Consider the following 12,972-nt stretch of genomic DNA (forward strand, 5'->3'; position numbering starts at 1 on the left):
ATGGCGGACACAGCGGAGAACGCACCCGGCACGGGCGCGTGGGACTACGACCCCGCCCCAGAGCGCGCGGAGCTCGCGAACCTCCGGGCGCACTACCGCCCGTTCATCGACGGCGCGTTCGTCGACGGCACCGGTGAGCCGCTGAAAACGAGCAACCCCGCGACCGGGGAAACGCTCGCGGAGGTCGGCACAGCGGCGGACGCCGACGTCGGCACGGCGGTGACCGCGGCGCGTGCGGCGTTCGAGCGGACCTGGTCGACGATGCCGGGCACCGAACGAGCCAAGTACCTGTTCCGCATCGCGCGGCTGATCCAGGAGCGTTCCCGGGAGCTTGCCGTACTCGAGACCCTGGACAACGGTAAGCCGATCAAGGAGTCCCGGGACGCCGACCTTCCCGCGGTCGCGGCGCACTTCTTCCACCACGCGGGGTGGGCGGACAAGCTGGACTACGCGGGGTTCGGTCCGCTGCCCCGGCCACTCGGTGTCGCGGGCCAGGTCATCCCGTGGAACTTCCCCCTGCTCATGCTCGCGTGGAAGATCGCGCCCGCGCTGGCGACCGGCAATACCGTGGTGCTCAAACCGGCCGAGACCACCCCGCTCACGGCGCTGGCCTTCGCCGAGATCTGCCAGCAGGCCCAGCTACCCCCCGGCGTCGTCAACATCCTTCCCGGCGGGGGCGACACCGGCTCCACCCTTGTCGCCCACCCCGGTGTCGACAAGGTGGCCTTCACCGGGTCGACCGAGGTCGGCAAGCTCATCCAGAGCAGGCTGGCCGGCACGCCGACGAAGCTAACGCTGGAGCTCGGCGGCAAGGCCGCGAACATCGTCTTCGACGACGCCCCGCTGGACCAGGCCGTCGAGGGCATCGTGAACGGGGTCTTCTTCAACCAGGGGCACGTGTGCTGCGCGGGCTCGCGACTCCTCGTGCAGGAGTCGGTCGCCGAGGCCGTGCTCGAGCGGCTGCGTGGCCGCATCACCACGCTGCGCGTGGGTGATCCCCTCGACAAGAACACCGATCTCGGCGCGATCAACTCGCCCGAACAGCTCGCCAAGATCCGCGAGCTGGTCGCCTCCGGTGAATCCGAGGGCGCCCAGCGATGGACCAGCCCGTGTGCGCTACCGGACAAGGGTCTGTTCTTCGCGCCGACCGTGTTCTCCGGAGTGCACCAGTCCATGCGTATCGCCAGGGAGGAGGTCTTCGGACCCGTCCTGTCCGTGCTGACGTTCCGCACCCCGGAAGAGGCGGTGCGCAAGGCGAACAACACGCCGTACGGCCTCTCCGCGGGCATCTGGACCGAGAAGGGCTCCCGCATCCTGTGGGCGGCCGAGCAGGTGCGCGCGGGCGTGGTGTGGGCGAACACGTTCAACCGGTTCGACCCTACGGCGTCCTTCGGCGGCTACAAGGAGTCCGGATTCGGCCGGGAAGGCGGCCGTGCCGGCCTGGAGGCTTACCTCGATGTCTGAAGACGCACGCCTGCCCGTCGCCAAGACGCACAAGCTCTACATCGGCGGTGCGTTCCCGCGTTCCGAGTCGGGCCGTTCGTACGCGGCGGGCGATGCCAGGGGGCGGTTCCTCGCCAACGTCGCGCAGGCTTCGCGCAAGGACCTGCGGGACGCCGTCTCCGCCGCACGCAAGGCTTTCCCCGGCTGGTCGGCCGCCTCCGCGTACAACAGGGGGCAGGTGCTCTACCGCGTCGCCGAGGTGGCCGAGGGCAGGCGGGAGCAACTCGCCGAGGCGGTCGCGAGGGGTGAGGGGACGCCGGAGGACACAGCTCGATCCATCGTGGACACCGCGATCGACAGGTGGGTCTGGTACGCGGGCTGGACGGACAAGCTCACGCCGGTACTCGGCTCCGCGAACCCGGTCGCGGGCCCCTACTTCTCGTTCACCGTCGTCGAGCCGACCGGTGTGGTCGGCACGCTCGCGCCACAGGAGTCCTCGCTGCTCGGGCTGGTCAGCGTGCTGGCCCCGGTGCTGGCAACCGGCTGCACGGCCGTCGTCGTCGCCAGCACCGACCGGCCCGTCCCCGCGATCACCCTCGCCGAGATCCTGGAGACCTCCGATGTACCCGCGGGTGCCGCCAACATCCTGACCGGCAGCGCCGACGAGCTCGCCCCGCATCTGGCCTCGCACGCCGACGTCAACGCGCTGGACCTCACCGGGGTACCCGCCGAGCAGCGGGGTGCCCTCGAGCGGTCAGCGGCCGGTTCCGTGAAACGGGTCCTGCGCGTGCCGGCCACCGAGCCGGACTGGACCGTCACCCCCGGCATCGACCGCCTGCGCGGCTGCCTCGAGTACAAGACGGTCTGGCACCCCGTCGGCACGTAGCTCCCGGCCCGCGCGAAGCCGCAGGCGCGCGGACCCGGGCAGGCCTTCCGGCGCTCGCGGCCGGCAGGTCACACGCCGTGCGGTACGACAGCGTCCCGCACCTCGCCGAGCAGCTCGCGCATGGCAGTCTCCGCGTCGGCAGCACGCCGCGCCGCGACCGCGTGAGCCACCTCCTCGTGCAGGTCCAGTGCCTCGGCGACCGGGTGCCGCGGCATGAGTCCCAGCGTGGTCCTGCCGCGCAGCACCACGGCGACGACGTCGGTGAGCGCGGCGAACATCTCGTTGCCGCTCGAGGTCAGCATCAGCGTGTGGAACTCGATGTCGAGCTCGAGGAACTCCTCGAGCTCGCCTGCTTCCCCGTGGCCACGCATCGAGGTGGCGAGGCGGACCAGCCGCTCGCGATCCTGCGCCGAGGCGTTGCTCGCCGCGGCCGCCGCCGCGAGCGGCTCCACGGCGATGCGCAGCTCCGTCAGCGAGCGCAGCTGGATGTCCCTGCCGGGCCCGGCCAGCCGCCACCAGATCACCAACGGGTCGAAGACGTTCCACGACGAGCGTGGCTGCACGATGATGCCCACCCTGCGGCGCGAGCGCACCAGTCCCATCGACTCCAGCACGCGCACCGTCTCGCGGGCCACCGTGCGGGATACACCCGCTTGCTGCTGTACCTGTTCCAGACGCAGCACGTGCCCCTCGGCGAGCGTTCCGGAGACGATCTGCCTACCGATCGTATCCAGCACGGTGCTGTGCAGCGCGCCGCTGCTGACCTCGTCCTTCGGGCTGCCTGAGCTCACCAGCCGAGGATATCTCGCTTCGCACCCCTTCCCCGGGTGACGTAATGGTGCTATGTTTTAGCGCCAATGGTACTACGAATTGATCCGTACACGGCTACGGATGAGCGCACACCCACGCAACATGTGAGGGAAGGCACCGTGTCACACGCCGGATCGAGCGCCCCGACGGTCATCGTGGTGATGGGGGTCTCCGGGGTCGGCAAGAGCACCGTCGCCCGCCTGCTCGCCGGGGAGCTCGGCTGGACCATGGCCGAGGCCGATCAGTTCCACCCCGAGAACAACATCCGCAAGATGACCGCGGGCACACCGCTGACCGACGCGGACCGCATTCCGTGGCTCCGTGCCATCCGCGGCCGGATCGACGAGCAGGCCGGTACCGGACAGAACCTGGTGCTGACCTGCTCGGCTCTCAAACGCTCGTACCGCGATCTCCTCCGCAGGGCGCGGGCGAGGGTGCGCTTCGTCCACCTCACAGGGGACACGGCCACGGTCTCCGAACGGCTGCTGCACCGCACCGGCCATTTCATGCCGCCGGAGTTGTTGCGGTCCCAGCTGGCGGACCTGGAACCGCTGGCCCCCGACGAGGACGGGATCACGGTCGACTCGACCGCGACGCCCGAGCGGATCGTCCACACGGCCCTGGCAACGCTCGCCATCGGGCCACAGACCTGACCCGCGGGGCAGGCCGGTGCATGCCGGACCACCCACCGCGCACGGCTCGCCCCGACCATTACTCGCCCCCTGCCGTCCCGGACAAGCAACGGAGCTTCTCATGACCCAGACACTCGGAACGGGCCCCCTCCTCGGTATCGCGGCGGGAGCCATCGCCGTGCTCCTCTTCCTGATCATCAAGCTACGTGTGCACGCGTTCCTCGCTCTGATCGCGGTGAGCATCGCCACGGCCTTCGCCGCGCGGATCCCGGCGGGCGAGGTCATCGACACCGTAACGGGCGGGTTCGGCGAGACGCTCGGGGCCGTGGCCCTGCTCGTGGGGCTCGGCGCGATGCTCGGCAGGCTCGTCGAGGTCAGCGGCGGTGCGCAGGCACTGGCCGACGCCTTGGTGTCCCGGTTCGGCGAGCATCGCGCACCGCTGGCACTGGGGACGGCCTCGCTGCTGTTCGGGTTCCCCATCTTCTTCGATGCCGGGCTCGTGGTCATGCTGCCGATCGTGTTCACCGTCGCGCGGCGCGTCGGCGGCGGCGTCCTCCGCTACGGCCTGCCGGTGGCCGGCGCGTTCTCGGTGATGCACATCTTCGCCCCGCCGCACCCCGGCCCGGTCGCCTCCACCGAGCTGCTCGGCGCGGATGTCGGGCTCGTGCTCGTGCTGGCACTGGTCGTCGCGATCCCCACCTGGCTGGTCACCAGCTACCTGTACGGCCTCTGGGTCGGCAAGCGCATCGTCCTTCCCGTGCCGGAGATCCTCGGTGGCCCGCAGGCCGAGCACGATCCGAACCCGCCACGCCCGGCCACGGTAGTCGGCATCCTGCTGCTTCCCCTTGTGCTGATCTTCGCCAACACCGGTCTGGACACGGCCCGTGCCGCCGGATGGCTGGACGAGCAGGCCGCCGGATACGACGTGGCCCGCACGCTCGGCGCGACACCGGTCGCTCTGCTGATCACCGTCTTCGTCGCCTCGTACGTGCTGGGTACCCGCCGCGGTCGTGGCAAGGACCTCATCGAACGGCTGCTCGACTCGGCGCTCGGCCCGGTGTGCGCGATCATCCTCATCACCGGGGCTGGTGGGATGTTCGGCGCGGTGCTCAGGGCGAGCGGCATCGGCGACGCCCTCTCCGACGCGCTGGACGGTATCGGCCTTCCCGTGATCGTCGCCGCATACGTCATCGCTACCGCGCTGCGCATCGCGCAGGGATCGGCGACCGTCGCCCTGATCACCGCCGCGGGGCTGGTTCAGCCTGTGGTGCAGTCCGGCGCGTTCAACGGTGTCGAGCTCGCCGCGATCGTGCTCGCCCTCGCCGCGGGCTCGGTCACCGCGAGCCACGTGAACGACTCGGGGTTCTGGCTCGTCGGCCGGTTCATGGAGATGGACGTCAAGACGACCCTCAAGACGTGGACGGTCATGCAGACCACGATCGGGCTGATGGGTTTCGCGATCGCGTCCGGGATCTACGCGGTGGCCTAGCGTGACGCACCCGCCGCGCGGCGACGGGCCGGCCCCGCGCGGCGGGTGCGCGGGGCCGGCCATTCCCTAGAGCTCACCCACGTCGAGAACGCGGACCACCGCGTGCCCGGCCTCGTCCGACGCGGCGAGATCGACCTCGGCGGTGATCGCCCAGTCCCGGTTACCGCCTGGGTCGTCCAGCGTCTGCCGGACGCGCCACCGGCCGGGTCCGGTCTCGACCTGGAAGAAGGCAGGTCCGCGCGCGTCGGCGCCCGTACCGATCGTGTCGTACTCCGCGAAGTACTCCTCGAGCGCGTGCTCCCATGCCTGCGAGTCCCATCCGGACTCGGCGTCGAGCTCGCCGAGCGCGTCGTAGTTCCGGCGAGCGGCCAGCTCCACTCGCCGGAACAGCTCGTTGCGCACCAGAACCCGGAACGCCCGTTCGTTCCCGGTGACAGCGCTCGGGGTGCTCGGTGGACGCACCTGATCACCGGATGCCCTGTCCGCGGCACCACCGGCGGTCAGATCCGGGTCGCGGAGTTGCTCCCACTCGTCGAGCAGGCTGGAGTCGACCTGGCGGACCAGCTCGCCGAGCCACTCGATCAGATCGCCCAGCTCCTCGGTCTTGGCCTCGTCCGGCACCGTGTGCCGCAGCGCGTCATACACATCGGACAGGTATCGCAGCAACAGACCTTCCGAGCGCGCGATCCCGTAGAAACGTACGTACTCGGTGAAGTTCATCGCCCGTTCGTACATGTCACGGACCACAGACTTCGGTGACGGTTCGTTGTCGGCGACCCACGGGTGCCCGCGCCGGTAGGTCTCGAACGCCGCCTCGATCAGCTCCTCGAGCGGCTTCGGGTGATCGATGTCCTCGAGCAGCTCCATGCGCTCGTTGTACTCGATGCCCTCCGCCTTCATCTCGGCGATCGCCTCGTTACGGGCCAGGAACCGCTGCTGGGCCAGCACCGGGCGCGGGTCCTCCACGGTGGACTCCACGAGGGAGACCACGTCGAGCGGGTAGCTCGCCGACTGACGGTCCAGCAACTCGATCGCGGCCAGCGCGAACGGCGACAAGGGCTGGTTGAGCGCGAAGTCGAACTGCAGGTCCACGGTCAGGCGCACGGTCCGCCCGTACTCGTCGGGCTCGTCGAGCTCCTCGACCACCCCGGCGGCACGCAGCGCGCGATAGATCGCGATCGCGCGCAGGATGTGCTTGCGCTGCAGGTGCCGCGGCTCGTGGTTGTCCTCGAGCAGGCGACGCATCGCCGTGAACGCCCTACCGGGCCGAGCGATGACGTTGAGCAGCATCGCGTGACTCACCGTGAAGCTCGACACCAGCGGCTCGGGCTCGGACTGGGTCAGCCGTTCGAACGTGGACTCGGTCCAGTTGACGAACCCCTCCGGCGCCTTCTTGCGCACGACCTTACGCCTCTTCTTCGCGTCATCACCTGCCTTGGCCAGCGCCTTGGCGTTCTCGATGACGTGCTCGGGCGCCTGCACCACGACGTAGCCGTCGGTGTCGAACCCGGCCCGGCCCGCCCTGCCCGCGATCTGATGGAACTCCCGCGCCTTCAGGTGCCGCTGCCGCACACCGTCGAACTTGGTCAGTGCGGTGAACACCACCGTCCTGATGGGCACGTTGATCCCCACACCAAGAGTGTCGGTGCCGCAGATCACCTTCAGCAGGCCGGCCTGGGCGAGCTGCTCGACGAGCCTGCGATAGCGCGGCAGCATACCGGCGTGGTGCACGCCGATACCGTGCCGCACGAGCCGCGAGAGCGTCTTGCCGAAACCGGCCGTGAACCGGAATCCCCCGATGTGCTCGGCGATCGCCGCCTTCTCCGCCTTGGTGCATACGTTGATACTCGTCAGCGACTGCGCGCGTTCGGCGGCTGCGGCCTGGGAGAAATGCACCACGTAGACCGGGGCCTGCCCACCGTGCAACAGCTCGTCGACGGTCTCGTGCAGGGGAGTCATCGCGTACCTGTAGGTCAGCGGAACCGGGCGCTGTGCCGAGGTCACCGGCGTGGTCGTCCTGCCCGTCCGGCGGGTGAGGTCGGTGCAGAAGGACGAGACATCGCCGAGTGTGGCCGACATCAGCAGGAACTGCGCTCCGGTCAGCTCGAGCAGCGGTACCTGCCATGCCCATCCCCTGTCCGGTTCGGAGTAGAAGTGGAACTCGTCGGCCACCACCTGGCCGATGTCGGCCCGCTCACCCTCGCGTAGCGCGATGTTCGCGAGGATCTCGGAGGTGCAGCAGACGATCGGCGCTGCGGGGTTGACCGCGGAGTCGCCGGTCATCATGCCGACCGCGTCCGGACCGAACGCATCGACGAGGGCGAAGAACTTCTCCGAGACCAGCGCCTTGATCGGCGCCGTGTAGTACGTGCGCCGCCCGTGCGCCAGCGCGACGAAGTGCGCGGCCGTGGCCACCAGGCTCTTGCCCGAGCCCGTGGGCGTGGACAAGATCACGTTGGACCCGGACACGATCTCGATCAGCGCCTCCTCCTGCGCTGGGTAGAGCGTGTACCCCTGCTCGAGCGCCCAGGTGGAGAACGCGTCGTACAGGGCGTCCGGGTCAGGGTCGGAAGGGATCTTCTCGCGCAGGGAGGTGCTGGTTGCAGTCATGTCCCGTCGAGCCTACCCAGGTAGGGTCGATCGCGTCGCCGAGCCGAACCCCGTAGGCTGCGCACGCGGAGCACATCCACGCCAGAGCGCGTAACCAGCATCGGAGGATGTAATGGCAACCGACATCGTCCCGATCGAGCTTGGGCTCCCCCAGGGTGATCTCGTTACCCTGTGGGCTCCTCGCTGGCGCGAGGACGGTGAGGAATGGGAGGCGTTCCTCGGCGACGAGGACGATCTGTACGGCTTCCCCGATTCCGCGCACCTCGCCGCGTTCATCCGCACGGCCGAGCAGCACGACCTTGTCGACCACCCGGCCTGGCACTCGGTGCCGCAGCTGCACGTCCCCGAGCTGATCCCGGATGACGAGCACTCCTACGACCTCGTCGGGGTCCCCGAGCTGGTGGCCGAGGAGCCGGACTCCTGGACGCTCGGCGAGCTCGCCGAGGTGGTCAGCATGGTGCGTTCCATCGCCGATGTCTGCGAGCTGGACGACGTGCACGACGTCCTCGACGCCCACGAGGGATTCAGCCTGCTCGAACAAGGCAAGTTTCCCGCGGGAGGGCGGGAGGGCACCCGCCTGTGGAACGACCTGGTCGGGGCCGTCTCCGAGAAGTGGGACACCGTGCTCGACGCCATCGACCAGCTGGTGACCGTGCCCACCGTCGACGAGGCCACGCTGGACGAGACCGCCGAGGAACTCGCCGCCTTCCACGAGGAGTCGGCCGAGGCGGGCGCGGGCGTCAGCGCCGACGGCACGTACTCCGGCGAGTCGGGCGAGGAAGCCTCCGACTTCTGGACCCAGGTCGGTATCGACCCGATCAAGATAGTCACCGGCACCGACGAGTACGTCACGTTGCGCTGCTACCTGGACGACGAACCGATCTTCCTCGGCTCGGACGGGGAGATCCAGGTGTTTCGCTCGGAACGCCTGCTGGCGCGCCAGCTCGCCAACCCGAACGAGCTCGGCACCAACGACCTCGCCGACGTCGCGACCTGGGACCAGGTCGTCACCAAGGCCACGACGGGTGATCTCGAAGTCGAGGCCACCGAGGAGAACACCTACGTGCTTGCCGGCCTGGACGCCGACATCGCCGACGGGATCGAGTACGTTGACCCGGTTCAGCTCGACCTCGCGGTGGAGCTGCTCACCGATGTGGCGGACTGGGCAGGCGACGACAGCGCGAACGATGCGCTGGCCGCCACCCAGCGCCTGGGGTGGCTGGTGTCGTTCATCGTCAACCCGGACCCGACTCGATTGAAGCCGAGCCCGCCGTTCGACGAGGAGGTCGCCGAATGGCGCAAGCTGGTCAACTCCTTCGAAGACCGTTTGAGCCCGCACTGATCGCGAAGGACTACACTCGCCGTCAGCGCCGCCGGACCGACGACGGCGAAGTGAAACGGACGTATAACCCTCACCGTCTACTCCAGGTTCACACCATATGGTTGCTGACGAGATTCCACGTTGCGCCATCCGGCTGACCTGGGGTAGCGGGGAATCCGCGGGGGCGTTACAAGACGCGCCTGTCGTATGGATAAGCTCACACCCATCCCCCGAGGGTTGTTCGCTTCCAGCTGGCGGGGCCGCTTCAGCGTCTGGAATGAGCGGTACTGCTCGCTGGGGCGGGGAACGAGACCGCGAGACTGTCCGCAGTCCTCGTGCATAAGCCCTACGCAGGAACATGACACTGCCCGTGCCGACGAAGGTCAAAGCCGTGACGCAGGAATCGAACTTCGCCCCCTCCTTCGACAGGATGCGCAACATGCTCGTGCGCGCCGCGGAGGTGCGGGAGAGCGAGCAACAACAGATCTTTGACGCCCTTGACGACATCTATGCCCGGATCGCCCCGGTCGAGTCGATCGGTGCCATTCGTAAGCGACTGTCCGAGTTGCCGGATCGCACCGAGGTCAGCGTGCTGGCCGAGCGGCTCGACGAGACCATGTCCCGCCTCGAGGCCCAGGACAAGGCCATCGCCTCGGTCAGCAGGGCCGTCGAAGGCATCGTCGACAAGCTGGCCAAGCCCTTCGCGCAGCTCGACGGCCGCCTGGATGGCGTCGCCGGCAAGTTCGAGGGCGTCGCCGGGCGCATGGACGGCCTCGAGGACAAGCTGCAGAACATCCACCGCAGGCTCGATGAGCTGGACGTCCACCTGGACAAGCAGGACAGCAAGCTGGAGTCGGTGCCCAACGCGGTACACGGCCCGGTGCGCGAGCGTATCGAGGCCGCCGAGTCCGCGCTCCGGGAGCGGATGGATACCACCGACGCCGAGTTCCGGCAGCGCATCGACGAGATCGACACCTCGACGAAGGAGCAGCTGAGCTCCACGGCCAAGTCGATCAACTCCGACATCCTCGAAGCGACGAGTGCGATCGACGCGGGCGAGCGCATCGACGCCATCACCGAGAAGCTCAACGAGGTCTCCGGCAGGATCGACGAGGTGACCAACCGGATCAGCAAGGTCGAGGACGACCTCGCCACCCGTGTCGGGGACCTGGACGGCACCTTGAAGGCCAGGCTCGCGACCGTGGAGGGCGCGATCTCCGAGCGGCCCGACTCCGACTCGCTCGGCTCGCTGGTGCGCAAGAGCAACGAGGAGTCCGAGCGGCGGATCGGCGGGCAGCTCGACGAGGCGATGGCCACCTTCGCCGAGCTGATGCTCGGCGGTGGGCAGCCTGCGCAGCAGAGCGTGCAACCGCCACCCGCGCCGCGGCAGACGCGGCGGTCCCGCAACGGCGGCTCCAACCGCGCGCGCAACGGCACGAAGAAGGAAGAGACGCCGGCGGCCGAGTCCTCCGGCGAGGGCTGAGAGAACCCGCAGCCCTGCCGCACTGCGGCGCGAAGACACCATCAGCGAGAGCCCCGCGACGCGGGGCTCTCGTGCGTAGGGCGCCGGAAAGCGGGGAGCTGTGCACGCGTATACGGGACCGTACCGGGGTAGTACCGTGTTCCGGGTAGCACCGCGCGTGACCGGACAGCCCGGCACGGTGACGCGGGCGCACGGACCTACCGGACCGCCACGGCGGCGAACCAGGACGAGGGACGGACGATGGCGAGGAAGCAGACCCACTACCACGCCCATATCGACGACGCCCGGATGTCGCAGGCCGAACCGCAGCGTGCCAACTTCCACAGCGCCCTGGACGGCAGTGCGGAGGTCATCAACTGGCTGGCGACCCAGCTCCGCGAGGCTGCGGGTAACCCGGACATGGAGCTGTCCGACGAGTCGGAGCTGTGGAAGCAGCTGGTCGGCTCGAAGGAACAGATCGCGACGGGCTTGCGGGGTGGGCCGACCATCATCGCCGTGCCCATCCCCGAGGACAGGTGCCCGTGCGAGCGGCCCGAGCTGCGGACCGTTCGAGGCAAGAGCGAGTAACGCCCGGCGAGCAGCCCCGGTCAGCCGCGGCGGATGTCGAGCACGAGCGGCTGACGGTCGGGCTCGGCAGCACCGACGCTCACCGCGCCTGCCAGCGCGTCCAGCGCGGACGGTAGCGACTCCGGGTTGTCGGTATGCAGCTCCAGTATCGGCTGACCCCGCTGCACGCGCTCCCCGCGCCGCGCGAGGCAGCGGACGCCGGCGGCGTGCGCGACCGGATCCTCGCGCCTGGCGCGCCCGGCGCCGAGCCGCCAGGCGGCTACCCCCACCGCGAACGCGTCCAGCTCCGCGACGACCCCACTGCGTTCGGCTTCGACCAGGTGTACTTCCCGCGCGCGCGGCAGCTCGGCGTCCGGGTCACCGCCCTGCGCACGGATCATGTCCTGCCACACCGCGTGGGCCGCACCGGAGGACAGCACGGCTGCCGGGTCGGGTGCGTCCGGGCCGTCGATGCCTGCCAGCGACAGCATCTCCCTGGCCAGCACGACGGTCAGCTCGGCGACGTCCGGCGGCCCGCCGCCGCGCAACACGTCCACGGCTTCGGCGACCTCGACGGCGTTGCCGACCGCACGCCCCAGCGGGGTCGACATGTCGGACAGCACCGCCGTGGTGCGCACGCCGTGTGCCCGCCCGATCCGCACCAGCGCATCCGCGAGCTCGGCGGCCTGGGGGCGCGTCTTCATGAACGCACCCGACCCGACCTTGACGTCGAGCAGCAGGCCCGCCGCGCCTTCGGCGATCTTCTTACTCATGATCGAGCTCGCGATGAGCGGCACGGACTCCACCGTCCCCGTCACGTCCCGCAACGCGTACAGCTTGCGGTCGGCAGGGGCGATGCCCTCGGTCGCCGCCGCGACCACGGCACCGACCTCGGCCAGCTGGCCGGCGATTCGCGACGTCGACATATCGGCTTGCCAGCCGGGGATCGACTCCAGCTTGTCGAGCGTACCGCCGGTGTGCCCGAGGCCCCGGCCGGAGAGCTGGGGTACTGCCGCCCCGCAGGCGGCCACCAGCGGCGCGAGCACGAGCGTGATCTTGTCGCCCACCCCGCCCGTGGAGTGCTTGTCCACAGTGGGCCGTTCCGAGCGCAGCTCGAGCCGCTCGCCAGAGGAGATCATCGCCGCGGTCAGCCGGGCGGTCTCCCGCTCGTCCATCCCGCGCAGGCACACGGCCATGGCGAGCGCGGCCATCTGCTCCTCGGCGACCACCCCGCGGGTGTACGCGTCGACGATCCAGTCGATCTGGGCATCGCTGAGCGGCTCGGCATCCCGCTTGGCGCGGATGACGTCGACCGCGGCGAACGGTTCCTGTCCCATGTGCACACCTCGTCAGCGGAACGCCTCTGGCAGGAGGGCGGACAGCGGCGCCGGTCCGTCCCCGGCATCGACGAGACAGCCGTCCCCGCCGAACTCGAGGAGTACCTGCCGGCATCGCCCGCACGGCAGCAGCAGCTCCCCCGTACCGCTGCGGCAGGCGACCGCGCGGAGCGTGCCACCGCCGGACAGGTGGAGCTGGCCCGCGAGCACGCACTCGGCACACAACGTCAGGCCGTAAGATGCGTTCTCCACATTGCACCCGCGCACCAGACGGCCGTCCTCGGTCAGGCCGGCCGCACCGACCCGCAGGCCCGAGTACGGGCAGTACGCGTTCCGCGCAACCGCGGTCGCCTCGGCACGCAGCTCCGTCCAGTCGATCGGAACCGGGTCCACCGCCGACACGCTACACCTCCGT

11 protein-coding genes are annotated in these 12,972 nt (G+C 69.6%); 7 read left to right on the top strand and 4 right to left on the bottom strand.

What is annotated here, in order from left to right:
• On the top strand, positions 1-1,464 hold the full coding sequence (locus H0B56_RS21315; protein WP_180894877.1) for an aldehyde dehydrogenase family protein: 1,464 nt from the start codon (positions 1-3) through the stop codon (positions 1,462-1,464).
• Positions 1,457-2,329, top strand: a complete 873-nt coding sequence (locus H0B56_RS21320) for an aldehyde dehydrogenase family protein (protein ID WP_180894878.1) — start codon at positions 1,457-1,459, stop codon at positions 2,327-2,329. The genes H0B56_RS21315 and H0B56_RS21320 overlap by 8 nt, the downstream gene beginning before the upstream one ends.
• Positions 2,330-2,397: 68 nt before the next feature.
• On the opposite strand, the gene H0B56_RS21325 is transcribed toward H0B56_RS21320, so the two are convergent.
• Positions 2,398-3,120, bottom strand: coding sequence for an FCD domain-containing protein (locus tag H0B56_RS21325; RefSeq protein ID WP_180894879.1), 723 nt, complete (start codon positions 3,118-3,120; stop codon positions 2,398-2,400).
• 180 nt (positions 3,121-3,300) lie between these two features.
• Between H0B56_RS21325 and H0B56_RS21330 the strand changes: the two genes are divergently transcribed.
• Both H0B56_RS21330 and H0B56_RS21335 read left to right on the top strand, forming a co-directional pair.
• Complete coding sequence (locus H0B56_RS21330) at positions 3,301-3,792, top strand: gluconokinase (RefSeq protein WP_246361412.1); 492 nt, start codon at positions 3,301-3,303, stop codon at positions 3,790-3,792.
• A 100-nt stretch (positions 3,793-3,892) separates the two neighbouring features.
• Positions 3,893-5,260 carry a GntP family permease gene (locus H0B56_RS21335; RefSeq protein ID WP_180894881.1) on the top strand — a complete coding sequence of 456 codons (1,368 nt, stop codon included), beginning with the start codon at positions 3,893-3,895 and terminating at the stop codon, positions 5,258-5,260.
• Positions 5,261-5,326: 66 nt separating this feature from the next.
• Here H0B56_RS21335 and H0B56_RS21340 read toward each other — a convergent pair whose 3' ends face one another.
• On the bottom strand, positions 5,327-7,870 hold the full coding sequence (locus tag H0B56_RS21340) for a DEAD/DEAH box helicase (RefSeq protein WP_180894882.1): 2,544 nt from the start codon (positions 7,868-7,870) through the stop codon (positions 5,327-5,329).
• Positions 7,871-7,982: 112 nt separating this feature from the next.
• On the opposite strand from H0B56_RS21340, the gene H0B56_RS21345 reads away from it, so the two are divergent.
• The 3 genes from H0B56_RS21345 to H0B56_RS21355 all read left to right on the top strand — a co-directional run bounded on the left by H0B56_RS21345 (position 7,983) and on the right by H0B56_RS21355 (position 11,241).
• A complete protein-coding gene (locus H0B56_RS21345) occupies positions 7,983-9,212 on the top strand; it encodes a primosomal protein (RefSeq protein WP_180894883.1) in 1,230 nt (409 codons plus the stop codon).
• 337 nt (positions 9,213-9,549) lie between these two features.
• Positions 9,550-10,674 carry a PA containing protein gene (locus H0B56_RS21350; protein ID WP_246361386.1) on the top strand — a complete coding sequence of 375 codons (1,125 nt, stop codon included), beginning with the start codon at positions 9,550-9,552 and terminating at the stop codon, positions 10,672-10,674.
• A gap of 240 nt (positions 10,675-10,914) precedes the next feature.
• Positions 10,915-11,241: a hypothetical protein gene (locus tag H0B56_RS21355; protein WP_180894884.1), complete on the top strand. Its 327-nt coding sequence runs from the start codon at positions 10,915-10,917 to the stop codon at positions 11,239-11,241.
• A 20-nt stretch (positions 11,242-11,261) separates the two neighbouring features.
• Here the strand turns inward: H0B56_RS21355 and H0B56_RS21360 are convergent, their stop codons facing one another.
• Together H0B56_RS21360 and H0B56_RS21365 are read right to left on the bottom strand one after the other, a co-directional pair.
• On the bottom strand, positions 11,262-12,557 hold the full coding sequence (locus tag H0B56_RS21360; RefSeq protein WP_180894885.1) for a thymidine phosphorylase: 1,296 nt from the start codon (positions 12,555-12,557) through the stop codon (positions 11,262-11,264).
• Between the two features lie 12 nt (positions 12,558-12,569).
• Positions 12,570-12,959, bottom strand: a complete 390-nt coding sequence (locus H0B56_RS21365) for a cytidine deaminase (RefSeq protein ID WP_425484568.1) — start codon at positions 12,957-12,959, stop codon at positions 12,570-12,572.
• Positions 12,960-12,972: the final 13 nt, after the last annotated feature.

The sequence above is a fragment of the Haloechinothrix aidingensis genome, assembly GCF_013450155.1.
Lineage (GTDB): Bacteria > Actinomycetota > Actinomycetes > Mycobacteriales > Pseudonocardiaceae > Haloechinothrix > Haloechinothrix aidingensis.

Coding starts and splice junctions, on each gene's coding strand:
- H0B56_RS21315 (WP_180894877.1), top strand. CDS start 1: ATGGCGGACACAGCGGAGAACGCACCCGGCACGGGCGCGTGGGACTAC.
- H0B56_RS21320 (WP_180894878.1), top strand. CDS start 1,457: ATGTCTGAAGACGCACGCCTGCCCGTCGCCAAGACGCACAAGCTCTAC.
- H0B56_RS21330 (WP_246361412.1), top strand. CDS start 3,301: ATGGGGGTCTCCGGGGTCGGCAAGAGCACCGTCGCCCGCCTGCTCGCC.
- H0B56_RS21335 (WP_180894881.1), top strand. CDS start 3,893: ATGACCCAGACACTCGGAACGGGCCCCCTCCTCGGTATCGCGGCGGGA.
- H0B56_RS21340 (WP_180894882.1), bottom strand. CDS start 7,870: ATGACTGCAACCAGCACCTCCCTGCGCGAGAAGATCCCTTCCGACCCT.
- H0B56_RS21345 (WP_180894883.1), top strand. CDS start 7,983: ATGGCAACCGACATCGTCCCGATCGAGCTTGGGCTCCCCCAGGGTGAT.
- H0B56_RS21350 (WP_246361386.1), top strand. CDS start 9,550: ATGACACTGCCCGTGCCGACGAAGGTCAAAGCCGTGACGCAGGAATCG.
- H0B56_RS21355 (WP_180894884.1), top strand. CDS start 10,915: ATGGCGAGGAAGCAGACCCACTACCACGCCCATATCGACGACGCCCGG.
- H0B56_RS21360 (WP_180894885.1), bottom strand. CDS start 12,557: ATGGGACAGGAACCGTTCGCCGCGGTCGACGTCATCCGCGCCAAGCGG.